This window comes from Gordonia gummivorans (genome assembly GCF_022513585.1).
In the GTDB taxonomy this organism is placed as follows: Bacteria; Actinomycetota; Actinomycetes; order Mycobacteriales; family Mycobacteriaceae; genus Gordonia.
Genome location: NZ_JAKWBF010000027.1, coordinates 1 through 17878, shown reverse-complemented (window position 1 = coordinate 17878; position 17878 = coordinate 1). Strand labels below are relative to the sequence as shown.

The 17878-nt window shown below is 66.7% G+C and carries 15 protein-coding genes; 6 read left to right on the top strand and 9 right to left on the bottom strand.

Annotated features, from left to right (window positions below; genetic code table 11):
* Positions 1 to 7: 7 nt before the first annotated feature.
* The gene (locus MKW15_RS18125) at positions 8 to 3889 is read left to right on the top strand and encodes a Pls/PosA family non-ribosomal peptide synthetase (RefSeq protein WP_240860597.1); all 3882 of its coding nucleotides are present in this window, start codon (positions 8 to 10) and stop codon (positions 3887 to 3889) included.
* 17 nt (positions 3890 to 3906) lie between these two features.
* Here MKW15_RS18125 and MKW15_RS18120 read toward each other — a convergent pair whose 3' ends face one another.
* Entirely contained in the window at positions 3907 to 4479 is a 573-nt protein-coding gene (locus tag MKW15_RS18120) for an HdeD family acid-resistance protein (RefSeq protein WP_240860596.1), read from the bottom strand.
* A gap of 105 nt (positions 4480 to 4584) precedes the next feature.
* Here MKW15_RS18120 and MKW15_RS18115 point away from each other — a divergent pair, with 105 nt between their 5' ends.
* Positions 4585 to 5466, top strand: coding sequence for a PaaI family thioesterase (locus MKW15_RS18115; RefSeq protein WP_240860595.1), 882 nt, complete (start codon positions 4585 to 4587; stop codon positions 5464 to 5466).
* Between the two features lie 74 nt (positions 5467 to 5540).
* Complete coding sequence (locus MKW15_RS18110; protein WP_240860594.1) at positions 5541 to 6611, top strand: DUF4185 domain-containing protein; 1071 nt, start codon at positions 5541 to 5543, stop codon at positions 6609 to 6611.
* Between the two features lie 64 nt (positions 6612 to 6675).
* On the opposite strand, the gene MKW15_RS18105 is transcribed toward MKW15_RS18110, so the two are convergent.
* The 3 genes from MKW15_RS18105 to MKW15_RS18095 form a co-directional block, all read right to left on the bottom strand.
* The gene (locus tag MKW15_RS18105) at positions 6676 to 7278 is read right to left on the bottom strand and encodes a DUF305 domain-containing protein (protein WP_240860593.1); all 603 of its coding nucleotides are present in this window, start codon (positions 7276 to 7278) and stop codon (positions 6676 to 6678) included.
* Between the two features lie 101 nt (positions 7279 to 7379).
* A complete protein-coding gene (locus MKW15_RS18100) occupies positions 7380 to 7622 on the bottom strand; it encodes a hypothetical protein (RefSeq protein ID WP_240860591.1) in 243 nt (80 codons plus the stop codon).
* A 245-nt stretch (positions 7623 to 7867) separates the two neighbouring features.
* Complete coding sequence (locus MKW15_RS18095) at positions 7868 to 9070, bottom strand: phosphatase PAP2 family protein (protein ID WP_240860589.1); 1203 nt, start codon at positions 9068 to 9070, stop codon at positions 7868 to 7870.
* Between the two features lie 192 nt (positions 9071 to 9262).
* Between MKW15_RS18095 and MKW15_RS18090 the strand changes: the two genes are divergently transcribed.
* The 3 genes from MKW15_RS18090 (at position 9263) to MKW15_RS18080 (ending at position 12237) form a co-directional block, all read left to right on the top strand.
* Positions 9263 to 9478 carry a hypothetical protein gene (locus tag MKW15_RS18090; RefSeq protein ID WP_240860587.1) on the top strand — a complete coding sequence of 72 codons (216 nt, stop codon included), beginning with the start codon at positions 9263 to 9265 and terminating at the stop codon, positions 9476 to 9478.
* A gap of 14 nt (positions 9479 to 9492) precedes the next feature.
* Entirely contained in the window at positions 9493 to 10263 is a 771-nt protein-coding gene (locus MKW15_RS18085) for a deoxyribonuclease IV (protein ID WP_240860585.1), read from the top strand.
* Positions 10264 to 10401: 138 nt separating this feature from the next.
* Positions 10402 to 12237 carry an acyl-CoA dehydrogenase gene (locus MKW15_RS18080; protein ID WP_240860583.1) on the top strand — a complete coding sequence of 612 codons (1836 nt, stop codon included), beginning with the start codon at positions 10402 to 10404 and terminating at the stop codon, positions 12235 to 12237.
* A gap of 75 nt (positions 12238 to 12312) precedes the next feature.
* Here MKW15_RS18080 and MKW15_RS18075 read toward each other — a convergent pair whose 3' ends face one another.
* The 5 genes from MKW15_RS18075 to MKW15_RS18055 all read right to left on the bottom strand — a co-directional run bounded on the left by MKW15_RS18075 (position 12313) and on the right by MKW15_RS18055 (position 17717).
* Entirely contained in the window at positions 12313 to 13563 is a 1251-nt protein-coding gene (locus tag MKW15_RS18075; RefSeq protein WP_240860581.1) for a hypothetical protein, read from the bottom strand.
* A 16-nt stretch (positions 13564 to 13579) separates the two neighbouring features.
* Complete coding sequence (locus tag MKW15_RS18070) at positions 13580 to 14320, bottom strand: LppU/SCO3897 family protein (protein ID WP_240860580.1); 741 nt, start codon at positions 14318 to 14320, stop codon at positions 13580 to 13582.
* Positions 14321 to 14387: 67 nt separating this feature from the next.
* A complete protein-coding gene (locus tag MKW15_RS18065; RefSeq protein ID WP_240860579.1) occupies positions 14388 to 14810 on the bottom strand; it encodes a hypothetical protein in 423 nt (140 codons plus the stop codon).
* A gap of 9 nt (positions 14811 to 14819) precedes the next feature.
* Positions 14820 to 15599 carry an SDR family NAD(P)-dependent oxidoreductase gene (locus tag MKW15_RS18060; protein WP_240860578.1) on the bottom strand — a complete coding sequence of 260 codons (780 nt, stop codon included), beginning with the start codon at positions 15597 to 15599 and terminating at the stop codon, positions 14820 to 14822.
* 63 nt (positions 15600 to 15662) lie between these two features.
* Positions 15663 to 17717, bottom strand: a complete 2055-nt coding sequence (locus MKW15_RS18055) for a protein kinase domain-containing protein (protein ID WP_240860577.1) — start codon at positions 17715 to 17717, stop codon at positions 15663 to 15665.
* Positions 17718 to 17878: the final 161 nt, after the last annotated feature.

The following is a 17878-nucleotide window of genomic DNA, read 5'->3' as shown; positions in this document are numbered from 1 at the left end:
TGTCGAGATGGTGGCGGTAACCGTGCGGATACCCGAGCAGTTCTTGCTGTCTGCGCAGGCCAGCGCGCCGAGGACGCTGTGCGATGTGCTGACCGAGACAGCGATGAACTTCCCCGATGCGCCGGCCATCGACGACGGTGATCAAGTTCTCAGCTACACGCAGTTGCTCGCCGTCGTCCGCCGAGCGGCAGCACGACTCGGTGACGCCGGCGTGGGGCGGGGATCGCGCGTCGGAATCCGCATGCCGTCGGGCTCGCGGGACCTCTACGTCGCGATCCTGTCGACGCTCTACGCGGGCGCCGCGTACGTACCGGTCGACGCCGACGATCCCGACGAACGCGCCGCCCTGGTCTTCGGCGAGGCGGCCGTGGACGCGATCGCCGACGCCGACGGCATCCACGCCACCGGCCACGGCGCGCCTGAGCACGGAGGTCCGGAATACCCCACGGTGGCCGACGACGCGTGGATCATCTTCACGTCCGGTTCCACCGGCACCCCCAAGGGCGTGGCCGTCAGCCACCGCAACGCGGCCGCCTTCGTCGACGCCGAGGCGCGAATGTTCTTGCAGAACAACCCCATAGGCCCCGGCGACCGAGTCCTTGCGGGGCTCTCGGTCGCGTTCGACGCATCGTGCGAAGAGATGTGGCTGGCCTGGCGCAACGGGGCCTGCCTGGTCCCTGCGCCCCGGTCACTGGTCCGCAGCGGCATGGATCTCGGCCCGTGGCTGGTGCAGCGCGACATCACCGTCGTCTCGACCGTCCCGACCCTCGCGTCGCTGTGGCCGCCGGAAGCCCTCGAAGCCGTTCGGCTGCTCATCTTCGGCGGCGAGGCCTGCCCGCCCGAATTGGCCGAACGCCTCGCGGTCGGCGACCGCGAAGTATGGAACACCTACGGCCCCACCGAGGCCACCGTGGTCGCCTGCGCGGCACCGCTCACCGGCACGCCGCCCGTCCGGATCGGGCTACCGCTGGCCGGGTGGGATCTCGCCGTCGTGGGGCCCGACGACAACCCGGTCGCCGAGGGTGAGGTCGGAGAACTGATCATCGGCGGCGTCGGACTCGCCCGGTACCTCGATCCCGCCAAGGACGCCGAAAAGTACGCTCCCATGCCGACTCTCGGCTGGGAGCGCGCCTATCGAAGCGGCGACCTCGTCCGCCTCGACCCCGCCGGCCTGGTGTTCATGGGCCGGGCCGACGATCAGGTCAAGGTGGGCGGTCGGCGCATCGAGCTCGGCGAGATCGACAATGCGCTGCAACATCTTCCGGGGGTGACCGGTGCGGCCGCGGCGGTCCGGCGGTCGGCCGCCGGCAACAGTCTCCTCGTCGGATACCTGGTGTCCGCAGACCCCGACTTCGATCTGAAACGAGCACGCGACGAACTGGCCCGAGCACTGCCCGCCGCGATGGTGCCGAGACTGGCCGTCGTCGACGAATTGCCCACGCGCACATCAGGAAAGGTCGACCGCGACGCTCTGCCCTGGCCGCTGCCCGGCGCACCCGCCGACGAGGCCGCACCCACACTCGACGAACACACGGCGTGGCTCGCGCAGTGCTGGACCGACGTCCTCGGCGTGACGATCACCCACCCCGACGCCGATTTCTTCGCCGAGGGCGGCGGCTCGCTGTCGGCCGCGCAGCTGGTCACGGCCGTGCGCGCCCGGTACCCCGACATCACGGTTGCCGACCTCTACGACCACCCGCGGCTGGGTTCGATGTCGGAGATGCTGGCCGCGCGCCGGCCGGCCGCGGTCGTCGTCGAACGCGACGTGACTCCGACCCCGCGCAGCACCGGTCTGGCCCAGATCCTGCTGTCGGTCCCGCTCACCACTCTCACCGGCCTGCAGTGGGCCACCTGGCTGGGCGTCGTCAACAATGTGGCGATCCTGGTCACCGACCGCGTCGACCGTTCGGTGCCCTGGCTGATCGAGGTCAACTGGGGGGTACTGCTGGCGGCCTTCCTGATCTTCATCACCCCGCCGGGCCGGATGCTGATCGCGGCGGCCGGCGCGCGCCTGCTGCTCTCCGGGGTGGGACCGGGCAACTACCCGCGCGGCAGTGGCGTGCATTTGCGGCTCTGGGTCGCCGAACGCCTCCTCGACGCCAGTGGCGCGGCCAACCTGTCGGGTGCGCCGTGGATGATCTACCTGGCGCGCGCGCTCGGCGCCCAGATCGGGCGGGGCGTCGACCTGCACACGATCCCGCCGGTGACCGGGTTGCTGACCGTCGGCGAAGGTGCATCGGTGGAACCCGAGGTGGACCTGTCGGGCTGGTGGATCGACGGCGACGTGGTCCACATCGGTGCGATCGAGATCAAACGCGGGGCATCCATCGGCGCCCGTTCGACCCTGATGCCCGGCTCGGTGGTCGGACGCGACGCCGAAGTCGAGCCGGGTTCGGCCGTGTTCGGCCGGGTCAAGGCACGACAGCAGTGGGCGGGCTCCCCGGCCGTCAAGGTCGGCAAGGCCGATCATCCGTGGCCCGACCATCGCCCCGAACGCAGTCCGTTCTGGGTACCCGTCTACGGGCTGTCCTCGCTGGTGCTGGCCGCCATCCCGCTGATCTCGCTGGGCGCCGGTCTGGCGGTGATCGGTACGTGGGCGCTGCACGCGGACCGATTGCGTGACGTCGGACGTCGGGCACTGATCCTCCTGCCCGCCGCCACCCTGACGAGTCTCCTGGTGTTCGCCGTCATCACCGTCGTCCTGGTGCGCCTCCTCTCGCTGCGGCTGGAGAAGGGCTACTACCCGGTGCGGTCGAGGGTCGGCTGGCAGGTGTGGATGACCGAGCGGCTCCTGGACTCGGCCCGCACCTACCTGTTCCCGCTGTACGCGAGCCTGCTGACCCCGGGCTGGTTCCGACTCCTCGGGGCCAAGGTGGGCACCGGCACCGAGATCTCCACGGCACTGGTGCTGCCCAAGTTCACGACGATCGGCGACGGCGCGTTCCTCGCCGACGACACCATGGTCGCGTCGTACGAGTTGGGCGGCGGCTGGCTGCACATCGACGAGGCGAAGATCGGCAAACGCTCGTTCCTCGGCAACTCGGGTATGACCGCACCCGGCCGCAAGGTGCCCAAGAACGGTCTCGTCGCGGTGCTCTCGGCGACCCCGGACCGCGCAAAGTCGGGGTCGAGTTGGCTGGGCAGTCCCCCCGTTCGGCTGCGTCGTACCGCCGCCGAGACCGACACGTCACGCACCTTCGATCCGCCGATGCGGCTGAAGGTGGCGCGCGCGGTGATCGAGACGCTGCGGCTGGTGCCGGTGATGGTGTCCTTCGGCCTCGGTATCTTCATGCTGCTCGGGCTGCAGTACATCGCGAGCCAGTCGCACTACGGGATCGCCGCGCTGGTGTCGGGGCTGATCCTGCTCGTCGCCGGCATGTGTGCCTGCTGCATCGCGGCGTGCGCGAAGTGGCTGGTCGTCGGGCGTATCACCGTCAGCGAGCACCCGCTGTGGAGTTCGTTCGTGTGGCGCAACGAGTTGTCGGACGCCTTTGTGGAGACGGTTGCCGCGCCGTGGTTCGCCAACGCCGCCACCGGAACCCCGATCCTCAACCTGTGGCTGCGGATGCTCGGTGCACACATCGGGCGAGGAGTCTGGTGCGAGACCTACTGGCTGCCCGAGGCCGACCTGGTCAGCCTCGGCGACGGCGCAACAGTCCAACGCGGCTGCGTGGTGCAGACCCACCTGTTCCACGACCGCGTGATGGCCATCGACCGCGTCGTCCTGGAAGCCGGTGCGACGCTGGGTCCGCACTGCGTCGCCCTACCGGCGTCCGGGCTCGGCGAATCGGCGACCGTCGGACCCGCGTCGCTGGTGATGCGGGGCGACGTGGTGCCCGCCCACACCCGCTGGCAGGGCAACCCGATCGCGCCGTGGGATGGGGACTGAGCGCTGCGGGTGTCGGGTCAGGGAGCGGGTGCGGCGTCGACCTTCTTCGGCAGGGTCAGAAGCGTGACGACGCTGATGATGATCAGCATGACGCCCGCGATCCAGGTGAGGACGAAGAGCGAGGCCTGCGATGCCACGATCATCACGATGCCGGCGAGGATCGCGATGACGCCGGACAGCACCAGGAACCAGGTGGGTGCGTGTCCCGATTTCGAGACGGCCCCGTACAGATCCGCCACGCCCTGGAAGATCCAGCCGATGCCGATGAAGAGCGCCAGGAGCCAGATCGCATCTTCGGGGCTGAACAGCGCGAAGATCCCGGCCAGCAGCACGATCACGCCCATGATGCCGAGCAGGAACCGAATTCCACCACTGAGGAATGTCGCTGCGAATGCTTGGTAGATACGGAAGATGCCCGCGATGATCAGTGAGATCGCGAACAGGATCGCGACCGTGAGGACGGCGGCGGGCGTCCAGATGACGGCGATGAGGCCGAGCACGATGCCGATGATGGCGGTCACGATCATCGCGGTGCGCACGGCGCCGATGAGTTCGTCGGGGAATTGTTTGGTGTAGACGGCGAAGGTCATGGCGGAGAGATTATCCCGTGCAGACACCAGAGTGCGGTGAATTCTTGCCCAACTCGCCGGGGACCGCCCGAGAAGGGTGAGAAGGCGACGGGGTAGTAACTATGTGTGGTCACCATCGCCTTCTTCGAACGCCGCGACTCCGCTGCGCACCCCGACGTCGAACTCCTGCATCCGACGCGCTTCTCCCGCAGCCTGTGGGCGCCCGGCACGCTGAACGGTCCGGCCGTGTGCGCGATCGCCGCACGGCATGCCGAGAAAGCACACGGCGAGGAGGGCTTTCGACCGGTGCGGTTCACGATCGACCTGTTCAAGGCGGCACGTGAACAACCGACGACCACTCGCGGAAGGCTCCTCCGCTCGGGCGGCCGGATCCGGGTCGCGGAGGTCGAAGTTGTCCAGTTTTCTTCTGAAGACACCCTCGAGGACGGCGTCGTGGTCGCACGCGGCACCACGGTGTTCCTCAAGGAGTCGGACAACCCGCCCGGCGACCGCTGGGTGCGGCCCGACGATGCCGTGACGTTCACTCCACCCGACGTGTCCGACGACGACTACTTCCCCCGGTTCTCCTCCGATGGCCCAGGTGCACCGGTCGGTCCGTGGAACTCCGACATGGCCACCCACCAGGACGGATACCGCAAGCGTCTCTGGTCGCGCGCGGCGCCGGCCGTCGCGGGCGAGCCCCTGACCCCGTTCCAGCAGGCGGTGATCAGTGCCGAGTCGACCAGCCTGGTCTGCAACTGGGGAACCACCGGCATCGGGTTCATCAACTGCGATGTCACCGTCGCCCTGGCTCGGCTGCCCGAGGGGCCGCGGGTGGGCGTGGAGGCCGACGCGCACGTCGAGAACGACGGCATCTCGGTCAGCACTTCCGGGCTCTATGACCGAAACGGGATGATCGGCACCGCGACGGTCACCGCGGTGAACAATGCCGCGGCCGAGATCGACTTCACCACCGCGAACAGCTCTGGACGCTACCGAGACGCGTGAGAAATCGGACATTTCGGTACCGGAAGTCGTATCGCCGCGCGCGCACCACACCGCGGCCTTGATATGGTCTCGCCATGAAACGGAGCCTCGCCCGACTGCGCGTGGGATTGGCCGTGACCGGCCTGGCCACAGCCATGACGCTCGGACTCAGCGTGAACCCCCAGGTCGCGTCGGCCGCCAATGCCGCTGGTCCGGCATCGATCGTGTCCCGCCTGACCGGCCCATTCGCCCAGAACGACACCATCGGCCGATACAACATCTTCGGCACCGACCTGGGCATCATGTGGGACAACGGGCACGGCGAGATCCTCACCGCCTTCGGTGACACCCAGTCGATCAACGGCTGGTCGTGGCTGTACGGGCAGATGTTCTACTGGCGCTCCAATGTTCTGCTGCGCAGCAACGACCGCTACCTCGCCGACGGCATGACCTTCACCGGACATTCGGGTCCGCCCGGACATGCCAAGCGCCTCCTCAAGCCGAACGTGCGCAAGGAGATCACCATCATCCCGACCGCGGGCATCGCGGCGAACGGCGCGCAGTACATGACGGTGATGTCGGTGAAGAACTGGGGCAGCCCCGGAAACTGGCTGACCAACTGGTCGGCGCTGGTGAAATCCACCGACAACGGTCGTAACTGGAAGCCGGTCAACGCCTTCCGGCCCAACGGCGGCGGCAACAAGAAGTTCCAGATGGGCGCCTTCCTGAAGGTCGGCAAGACGCTGTACTACTACGGCACTCCCGACGGCCGGTGGGGTTCGGTGTACCTCGCCCGCGTCGAGGAATCCGATATCGAGAAGCTCGGCCGCTGGGAGTACCTCTCCTACGGAAAGTGGCTGCGCAACAACCCGGATGCGGCGACCCCGATCATGGCCCGTCCGAACGGCGAACTGTCCGTCGCATGGAACGACTACCTCGGCAAGTACATCTCGCTGGCACAGGGCGATCTCGGCGTGAAACTGCGGACCGCCGACCGGCCGGAAGGGCCATGGTCCTCCGGCGAACTGGTCATCCCGAGCGCCGACCCCTACACCGGTTACGCGCCCTACATCCACCCGTGGTCCAAGGGCAGCACGCTGTACTTCACCTACTCGATCTCGCTGGGCTACCAGGTGTACCTCATGCGCCTGCCACTCAAGAAGTAGGCGAGGCGAACTACGACGACGCTGGGCTCCCGGAAGAATCCGGGAGCCCAGCGTCGTTCTGTCGTCAGGCGAGGCCGAGCATCCGCCTCATCTGTGCGATCTCCCGCTGCTGCGCTGATTTGATCTGCGCCGCAAGAGTTTTCGACGCAGGATCGGAGCCCTCGCGGAGTTCGGTGTCCGCCATGGCGACGGCACCCTCGTGGTGGCGGATCATGGCCTGCAACCACAATCGGTCGAACTGCTCGCCCGACGCGGTGCGCATCGCCGACATCTCGGCGGCCGACATCATGCCGGGCATTGCCTGGTGACCTCCGTGTCCGGCGTGATCACCCGTGGGCGGCTCGACGCCCCAGGACCGCAGACGCGCAGTCATCTGGTCGATCTCTGGCTGCTGCGCGCCTTTGATCGCGGTCGCCAGAGCGATCAGTTCGGCGTTGCCGGTCCGACCGGTCACGAGATCAGCCATGTCGAGGGCCTGTTCGTGGTGCGGGATCATCCCGGTCGTGAATCGGACGTCGGCGTCGTTGTGCGGCGCCGCCTGCGAGACGGCCGTCGAACTCGACGGCCCGGCCGGCGAACCGGAGTTCGCGCAGCCGGCGACTCCGAACGCGACGGTCGCGGCCAGTGCCGCTGCGAGCACAGCGCTGCGATGAGATAGGTGATGCATGGTCGAACTTCCTTACGAGACAAGCGTTTCTGCTGATTTTGGGCATGACTGATTTCGGGCATGACGAAGTGACCGGAGTACATCCGGTCGTTTCGTGATGCTCAGCAGCGAATCACCTGGAGCTCGAGATGCGTGCGTATCGCCCACGGGGGTGGTCTGCCGAGGACGTGGACCGCCGGGAATCCGCGTCGACACAGACCGGCGGCGAGCAGGAACGCCCAGACGAGCAACACCAGGACCACGACCGGCGGATCCGCGTCGTCGGCCCGGACGAAACTGCAGGGGTGACCGTGTGCGTCGCAGTGGTCCCCTGGCCCCATCGAATCGTCCGCGCTCGACACCACTGCGGTGAGAGTCGGTACGCCTGGGGTCGGGGTATGCGGGGCCGGTGTGTTTGGGGTCTGTGTGTTTGGGGTCTGGGCATGCGCGGTGTGGTCGACGTGCGTACGTGACACCGCGTGGGACCCGCGCCCGTGATCCGCACACACCGCCACGACCACGTGCATGAGAGGGATGGCGACGACCAGCGCTATGAGAACGACGGGCCAGGCCCGCGGGAGGTGTCGTCGCACGGTCGTGATGCTACGCACTACGACGTCGCGGCGACCTTGTCGGCCGCGGACTCGTCGTCGGATTCGGCACGGGCCGCTTCCTCGGCGAGTCGCTTCTGCCGGGGTATCAGCCAGGTCCGGTCGGCCACGCGATACGCCACGATCACGATGGCGGCCAGGCCCCAGCCGAGCAGGATGTCGAAGACGTAGTGCTCGGCGGTGTAGACCAGCGCGAAGGCCATGGCGAGCGGGTAGGCCATGAACAGCACTTTTCCGAGTGCCTTGACGCGCGGCCACATGAACAGGGCCAACAGCATGCTCAATCCCGCGTGCAGCGACGGTATCGCCGCGACCAGGTTCGACTTGCCCTGTCCGACCTCGACCAGGCTCGACGCCACGGCGATGCCGAGGAAGTCCCACCCACGCGACGAGATCCGCTCGACGTACGGATTGGCCCCCTCGTGTGTCGGCTCCACGTCGCCGAGCAGGTTGTCCTCGACCGGACCGGCCAGTTGGTACATGCAGGGCGGGTCGTGCGGATGGTCGACGACGTCGGCCGCCGTGCACTTCGCCGCCGCCCACGGTGGAGCCGCGGGCACCAGCGTGTAGCCGATCAGCGCGAGGAACGATGTCGCGATGAAGCACGCGGCGTAGCGCCGCCAGGCCATGCGGTCCCGGAGCCACAGTACCCCGGCCACCGCGTACGGGATGACGAAGAACGACATGTAGACGATGCTGACCACGACCTCCCACCATGGCGCGGTGGGTTCCTTCAGATGCGTCTGCAACCACACGGTGGGGTTGACCCCGAACATCCACTGGTCGACGTCGACAGCCAGGTGCCACTGCACCGGCATGTCGATGGCCTGCGCGAAGTTGCGGACCAGGTCGTAGAGGATCAGGATCAGCGCGAACGGCAGCCAGTCGATGATCACGGTGATCGCCTTGCGCCGGCCGATACATCCGGCCAGCAGACCAAGGCACATCAGGATGATCAGGCTGGTCCGATCGATGGCGAGCCCCTCCAGCAGGAATTCGCCGATCAGCAGGATCACCCACGCACCGATCGCGATCCGTCGGACCACGGTCAGGTCACGTCGCTTCTCCGGCTCGGCCTCCATCTCGGCGGCGGCGGCGAAATCATCGAGGATCGGTTCCAGGCCAGGGATCGGTTCGGGTGCCGAAGAATCTGGGGTAGGGGGATCTGCTCGAGACTCACCGACTGTGTCGTCCACACTCACCGAAGAAGTTCCTGCCCGTCACACCCCGCGGGGCACCCACCCTCGTAACCTGCCGTCAGTCTAGTGGCCATCGGGGGTTCGTCGAGGGGCCACCTGTCGGCTGCGTGTCCGATTCTCGTTCTTCCATGCCCGGACGCGTGTTGTGCGTCACACTGGCTGCAGTGGTCGACGCCGTGTGAAGCAGGAGGTCAGGTGCCCAATCGGTATCTGCGCTATGGAGATCAGCGCTACATCATCACCAAGGAGGCCGAAGCCCGGCTGAACCGCACACTCGAGTCGGTGTACGGCACCGGAAGCCGTGGTCACGAATGGCTGAACCTCTACCACGACAGTCCGGCCCCCTGCCGGCTGCTGATCGCGCCGGGCGTCCCGATCACCATCGAGACCGAACCCTGTCCCGGGGACTGACTATCGTCTGATTCATGCGCATTGGAGCACACCTTCGCGAGGACGCAGACCCGCTGGCCACCGCCGAGGAACTCGGGATAGACGTCTTCCAGATGTTCGTCACCGATCCGCAGAGCTGGAAGAAGCCCGAACCCAATCCGCGTGCTGCGGACATCCGCGATTCCGACGTCGACGTCGTGGTGCATTCGAGCTATCAGATCAACGTCGCGAGCCTCAACAACCGCTTGCGGATGCCGTCCCGCAAGGCGGTCGAGCAGCAGGCCGCTGCGGCCGCCGAACTCGGCGCGTTCGGACTCGTCGTGCACGGTGGTCACCTGCGCGACGGTGAGGCTTCGGCCGAGGGATTCGCCAACTGGCGCAAGCTCTTCGACCGCCAGGCCGACAAAGGCGGGTTCGGTGTGCCGATTCTGATCGAGAACACCGCGGGCGGCGACCACGCGATGGCGCGCACCCTCGAATCGATCGACCGGCTCTGGGAGGCGGTGGGTGACTTCGACGCCGCGGGCTTCTGCCTGGACACCTGCCACGCGTGGGCCGGCGGCGAGGACCTCGTCGGACTCGTCGAGCGGGTCAAGGCGATCACCGGACGCATCGATCTCGTCCACCTCAACAACTCGCGCGACGAGTTCGACTCGGGACGCGACCGGCACGCCAACCTCGAGTCCGGTCACATCGATCCGGACGTCCTGGCGGCGGTGGCCAAGGCCGCCGACGCCCCGGTGATCCTGGAGACCCCCGCCGAGGGAATCCCCGCCGACCTGGCCTATCTGCGCGACGCACTCTGACGCTTGCAAAAGTAAGCACCTTCACAGCCAGACGAGTTGTCGGCAACGCTACTCGGGCGTAAACTGAGGTTACCGACGAGTAACTTATGCGTTCGTCGATCTCAGACTTGCCCACCGAGCCAGCCAGATAGGAACACCATGGGCCATTACAAGAGCAACATGCGCGACCTCCAGTTCAACCTCTTCGAGGTCTTCGAACTCGACAAGGTCCTCGAGTCGGGCGAGTTCGGCGATCTCGATCACGAGACTGCTGTCGACATGCTGCGCGAGGTCAAGGCCCTGGCCGAGGGACCCATCGCGGAATCCTTCGTCGACGCCGACCGCAACCCGCCGGTCTTCGACCCCGAGACCCACTCCGTGACGATCCCGGAGGGCTTCACCAAGTCCTACAACGCCCTCGTCGAGGGTGGCTGGGACAAGATCGGCATCGCCGAGGAACTCGGCGGCCTGCCTGCTCCGCGTTCGCTCTACTGGGCGATCGGCGAGATGATCCTGGGCGCCAACCCGCCGATCTTCATGTATGCAGCGGGTTCGGGTTTCGCCAACATCTTCTTCAACAACGGCACCGACGAGCAGAAGAAGTGGGCTGCGATCTGCTCCGAGCGCGGCTGGGGCGCCACCATGGTCCTCACCGAGCCCGACGCAGGTTCCGACGTGGGCGCCGGCCGCACCAAGGCCACGCAGCAGGAAGACGGCTCCTGGCACATCGACGGCGTGAAGCGTTTCATCACCTCCGCCGACCAGGACATGACCGAGAACATCTTCCACCTCGTCCTGGCCCGCCCCGAGGGTGCCGGCCCCGGCACCAAGGGCCTGTCACTGTTCTTCGTTCCCAAGTTCCACTTCGACCCGGAGACCGGTGAACTCGGCGAGCGCAACGGCGCATTCGTCACCAACGTCGAGCACAAGATGGGCATCAAGGCGTCGGCCACCTGTGAGGTCACCTTTGGCCAGCACGGCGTCCCGGCCAAGGGCTGGCTCGTCGGCGAGGTCCACAAGGGCATCGCGCAGATGTTCGAGGTCATCGAGCACGCGCGAATGATGGTGGGCACCAAGGCCATCTCGACTCTGTCGACCGGTTATCTCAACGCACTCGACTACGCCAAGGAGCGCGTGCAGGGTGCCGACCTGACCCAGATGACCGACAAGGCCGCGCCGCGCGTGACCATCACCCATCACCCGGATGTGCGTCGTTCGCTGATGACCCAGAAGGCCTACGCCGAGGGTCTGCGTGCCGTGTACCTGTACACCGCGTCGCATCAGGATGCCGTTGCGGCAGAGATCGTCTCCGGCGCGGACGCGTCGATGGCACACCGCGTCAACGACCTGCTCCTCCCGATCGTGAAGGGCGTCGGCTCCGAGCGGGCCTACGCCAACCTCGGTCACGAGTCGCTCCAGACGCTCGGTGGTTCGGGCTTCCTGCAGGATTACCCGATCGAGCAGTACATCCGCGACTCCAAGATCGACTCGCTCTACGAAGGCACCACCGCGATCCAGGCGCAGGACTTCTTCTTCCGCAAGATCATCCGCGACAAGGGCCAGGCGCTCGCACACGTCGCCGGACAGATCCAGTCGTTCATCGAGTCAGAGGCCGGCAACGGCCGCCTGAAGGCGGAACGTCAGCTGCTGAAGACCGCACTCGAGGACGTGCAGGCCATGGCCGCGTCGCTGACCACCAATCTCATGGCGGCACAGGAAGATCCGAAGGAGCTCTACAAGGTCGGGCTGGGTTCGGTCCGCTTCCTGATGAGCGTCGGCGACCTCCTCATCGGCTGGCTGCTGCTCAAGCAGGCGCAGGTCGCACTCGCCAAGCTCGACGCCGGCGCGGCGGGCGACGAGAAGTCGTTCTACGACGGCAAGGTCGCGGTCGCCACGTTCTTCGCCAAGAACATGCTGCCGCTGCTCACCTCGGTGCGCGTCACCGTGGAGAACGTCGACAACGAGATCATGGAGCTCGACGAAGCCGCGTTCTGAGTTCCGTTACACCTGAAACTCCCACTTACACACGAAACCTCCTGTGTAAGTGGGAGTTTTGTGTGTGCGGACTGGTCAGCGGTAGCAGGCCCGCCACCCCTGCGACCTCAGTACCACCACATCGCAGTAGGTGGCACGCGGGTAGTAGGCGCCCATACTGACGGCGGGATCACCGCCCTTGCTCTGCGCCGCCTGCACCGATGAGGGGTAGAAGCCCGACGACGGCAACATGTTTCGCAGAAAGACCACTTTGGTCGGCACATTCGTGTCACCCCAGCCGATCACCGTCGCCGTCGGGTCCGACGAGCGACTCAGGTCTGCGGGTGCGGCGACCACGTATGTGTAGTAGCCGTCGCTGTCGAGGCGCGTCTGGAAGTCGGCCGCACACGCCACCACCGGATACGGGGTCACCTTGTCGTTCTGGCACATCGACCAATAGCGCAGGCCGACTCCAGGTTTCGCGGGTGATGCACCGGCGCGCGTGTTCGGATAGGTCGGCGCCTTCCCGCGGATCACGACGACGCGTCCCTTCCGATAGGTCAGACCCGCACCGATGTACTTGTTGTCGCCGTTCGGAAACAGGCCGGCGGTCGAGTTCGGATTGACGAAGGTCGCCTCCGGCGATCCGGCCGGGAAGGAGTTCGCGGCCGCGCCCGCGATCGCCCGATCGAACACCGACGTGAGCGCCGCGGCGATCGGACCGCTGTAGTTGCGCGGGTTGAACGGCACTGCGCACGGCCGGAGCGTGACCTGCGCTCCGCCGAGATGCATGACGACCGTGGGAAGTTCGACACCCCCACTCAGCGACGAAGGATCGTCGGGAACATACACCCGGACGATGAGGAACCCGACCGGCACCCGCTGTGCACCCGCCGCGGGCAGGCCGCGAATCTCGTTGCGGGAGCGATTCGGTGCACGATTGACCACCGTGGCCTGCCATGAACCACCCGCGGCCGCCGCTGGATCCACGAACGGGTTGACATCGTTGCCGGCAGGCCGGATCTGGTTGTCCCGCAACGTGTCCACCGTGTTGAAGTCGGTGCCGTAGGTGTTCAGCGAGAAGTACCGCGCGTGCGGGTAGCGGCCCGACAGCGAGATCGAATCGCCCGGCCCCAGCGCATACGGCAACACCCAGTAGGTCGCGTTGACGTCCGGGAAGGCGACATTGAGGTCATCACGATTGGACATGATCTGCCACGCGCAGACCGGTCCCGGGGTGTCGCCCTGACCGACCGGCTCGGCCCGGCCGACCGCTGTCCCGAACGTCGTGAGCGTCGCTGCGACGACGCTCACGATCACCACCACCGCGCTACGCCACGACCTCATCGGAGGGCTCCGGCGCCTAGTCTTCGGTCACCGTCAAGCAGTAGCTCAGCTCGGGCGACCTGGTGTAATGCAGCGACTGCTGACCGGAATCGCAATTGGGTGGGCCCGACTGCCGGGAGTCGATCTTGACCGCCACGAAGGCGCTCTGTGGCGCCGAGCCGCAGCTGATCTCTCGCACGTCAGAGAGCGATCCGGCCACTGAGGGCCACTCGTAGCACTTGCCGACCTGCATTTCTCGGGCGAGGCACAGCGTCTTGCTATCGTCACCGGACCCGCGGAACCACACTGTGTCATACGATTCGCCGCATTGGCTGCTCACGTCGACCTTGGCGGCCACCGACCAATGGAAGTCGGACGTGCCGCAGTCGATCTTCACCGGCTTGATGCTGGTGCCGGAATCCTTCTCGATTCGTACGCAGTCGCCGACCGCCACATCATCGGAGTCATTGACGTTGTCCTTGTTCGCCCAACCCAATGCGAACAGGCCGATGATGCCGATCACGACCAGGAACACAAAGATGCCCAGGCCGATCCACAGCCACTTCAGACTGGACTTCTTGGGCGGCGGCGTGAACCCACCGCCCGCCGGCGCGGGGTACGGCTGATAGGCGCCCGGCTGGGCCGCCGGATCGGGTTGATACGGCTGCCCGGCCTGGTATGGCTGGCCGGGTTGATACGGCTGCCCAGGCTGATACGGCTGGCCGGGCTCGTTCGGCGGAACACCGGGCTGACCAGGATAGGGCGGTGGAGTCGTCATGGACAGAGATGCTACTTCTTCTCATGTCCGATTCAGCGCATTGGTTGTGATGCACCGATTCCGACGCCTACTTGAGGAGCAGGCTGTCGCGGATCAGCTGGTTCGGATCGAGAGTGCAGAACACAGCCACAAGGCGATAGGCGTTCTCGTTCGACGAGAGCAGCGGCCGGTCGTGGCGCTGCGCGTAGGCCCGAATGGTCGCCTGCTGCTGTTCGGGAGTCAGCGAGATGTAGGTGCCACAGGTCATCTGATCCGGATCGGTCGCCGCCCCGGATTGCGGCGGTATCGACGTCGACGTCGTCGTACTCGTTGTAGTCGTCGTCGACGTGGTGCTGGTGGTGGTCGACGGTGAACTCGACACCACCGAGCCGGACGTCGGTATCGCCGTGCCTTCGACGTCGCGCGAACAACCCCCGACCACGAGGCCGAGCGCTGCGGCGGCGGCCATCACCGCCGCAGCGCGCCTCGCGTTGTTTCCCCCAACAGGCATAGCGCCAGATTACTTCGGTGGCATCCGGATGCCGCCGTCGACGCGGACAACTTCGGCGTTCATGTACGAGTTGGTGGCCAGTTCGACCACCATCGACGCGAGTTCGTCGGCCACACCGAGACGATGCGGGAACAGTACCGACTCGCCCAGCTTTGCCTTGAACGCCTCGGCGGCCTCGCCCTCGCCGTAGATCGGGGTGTCGATCAGGCCCGGAGCAACGGTGTTCACCCGGATGCCGACCGCCGCCAGGTCACGAGCGACCGGCAGCGTCATGCCGACCACACCGCCCTTGGATGAGGAGTAGGAGGCCTGGCCGATCTGACCGTCGAAGGCCGCGACACTGGCCATGTTGACAATCGCGCCACGTTCGCCGTGCGCGTCGAGCGGCTCGTTGCGGCTCATCGCCGTCGCGGCCAGACGGATCGCGTCGAAGGTGCCGATCAGATTGATCGCGATGACCTTCTTGTAGGCGTCGAGGTTGTGCGCCGACGCGAACTCGCCGTCGCGGCCGATGGTGCGCTGCGCCCAGCCGATGCCGGCCGAGTTGACCAGGACCCGCAGCGGGCCGAGTTCGGCGGCCTTGTTGACCGCGGCCTCGATCTGGTCGGTCTGGGTGACGTCGACGCTGACGAACGCGCCGCCGATCTCCTTGGCGAGTTCCTCGCCCTTTTCTGCGTTGAGGTCGGCGACGACCACCTTCGCGCCCTTGGCCGCCAGCTGGCGGGCCGACGCCGCGCCGATGCCCGACGCGCCGCCCGTGACAATTGCACTAGCTCCGTTGATATCCACGTTTCGGAGGATAGCCACCCCGCGTATGACTCGGAACACATGCCCCTCGATGTTTCTTCATGGTCACTTCGGAAGCTGCACCTGCGCGGGCGTCCATCGGTTGGTCGTGGAACCGTCCCCCACTTGTCCATAGGTGTTGGCACCCCAGCAGAAGACGCCTCCGCCGTCGACAGCGCACGTCGATCCCTCGGCGGTACTGATGTCGGTCACGTCCGCGACACCGGACAGTTTCTGCGGCGTGCTGACGCTGCTGGGACCCTCCTGACCGAACTGTCCGGTGGAGTTGGAGCCCCAGCAGTACGCGTCGCCGCCGGCGACTGCGCAGGTGGTGTTCGCCCCGGTCGAGATCGCCGTCACCTTCGACAGGTCACGCACCTTCTGTGGTGTCGTCGCCGAGGTCGACCCACCGTCACCGAGCTGACCCGAGTCGTTGTCGCCCCAGCAGTACGCATCACCGCCGCTGACCGTCGCGCACACCGTACCGGCATCGGTGGTCACGGCCGTCGCCTTGCCGATCCCGTCGATCTTGGTCGGCGTGACCACATCCGACGTGTTGCCCGGACCCACCTGCCCCTCGTCGGCACGACCCCAGCAGTACACGTCCCCGCCGGCAATCGCGCAGGTCGTACCGTCGTCGGTGTCGATCGCGGTCACATCGGCCAGTTGCGAAATCTGCCGTGGCATCGCCACTTCCCCTGTGGCACTGCCATTCCCGAGCTGGCCGTCGCCGTTGTCGCCCCAGCAGTACGCCTTGCGGTCCGCGACCGCGCAGGTGGTGTCGTAGCCCGTCGAAACCGCCGTCACACCTGATAGACCCGCCACCATGAGTGGAGTTGCGCTCGACGTCGGGGTTTCACTCCCGAGCTGGCCGAAACCGTTTGCGCCCCAACAGTAGAGCTCACCGCGCGACACGGCGCAGACGTTGCCCCGTTCCAGGTCGACGTCGTAGTCGCTGGAGATCACGGAGACACCGGTCAGGTCGGGGACCAGTGTCGGCTGATCTGTCACGGCCGGGTTGTCGTCGGCCAGACCTTGCGCGCTCTTGCCCCAGCAGTAGACCTTGCCGCTGCTCAGGACACATGCGGCGGGGCCCGCACTGACGGAGGTGTCGGGCTTCGCGTCGTCACCGCCGACGAGCAGCAACACAGTGGTGGTCGCCGCGACCGCGACGATGATGACCGCAGCGACCGCGCCGAGGACCCACCACAGTCCGCGACGGCCCTTTCGCGGCGTCGGACCCGGATACCGGTTTGCATTCGGCGGGGGTGGCCATGGGCCGGGCGGGGGTCCGGTGGCGACCGTCGAGGGATAACTCGCGCGGACAGTTGACTGATCGACGGGGTCGACGGGCGTGAATTCGTCTGGCAGTCCCCCGCGCAGTCCGGTCGTCAGTGCCGCAGCGAAGGTCGAACAGGAGGGGTAGCGCAGGTCGGGATCGTCGGAGAGTGCGGCCGCGAACACCGGATCGAGGTTCACCGCGTCGGCCCGCAGGGCACCGATCGGCGCGATGTGCGGTGCCGTCGGAGCCGTGCCGGTGAGCCGCTGGTAGGCAATCGCCGCCAGCGAATACTCGTCTGCGCGTGCCGTCGCCGGACCCGTCGCGGTCTCGGGCGCCGCGTAGGGCGACCCGGTCGATCCGGCAACGGCGGCGCCGATTCCGAAGTCCGACAGCAGAACCCGCAACGTCGACGCCGGTCCATCCGAACCGACGAAGATGTTCGCGGGCATCAGGCGCCCATGCACAACCCCGTGCCGGTGTGCGTGATCGAGCGCGGCTGCCGCCTGCTCGATCACCGCCCCGACCTCGCCGACCGACAGCGGTTCGGCGTCGAGTCGTCGGCCGGCGATCCGATCGGTGACGAACCACGGCACACCGTCTTCCACACCGTGCCGACGAACCGCGACGATCCCCGGATGCTCGAGTTGTGCCCAGGCGCCGAGCGCCTCCGCTACCCGCGACTGCATGTCGACATCGACCGCACTGGTGACGACAGTCAGCACTCGCGGCTCCGACCGTTCGGCCTCCACGAGGTAGTTCTCACCGAATTCGCCGACACCGGCCGAGGACACCACCCGATTGTCGGCGAAGACATCACCCGGGCTCAGCGGCATGGTCATCCCCTGTCGGTGTCGCCGCCCAGATTGGCGCTACGTATCGGACGGCTCGTGCGTCAGATCGTATCGGAGGCGCGAATGTCCGACCCTCCATGCGAAAGACTCCATCCGTTCCAGGACACCTCACCGACCGTCGTTGTCGCGCTGTCGGAGTCACCGCATCG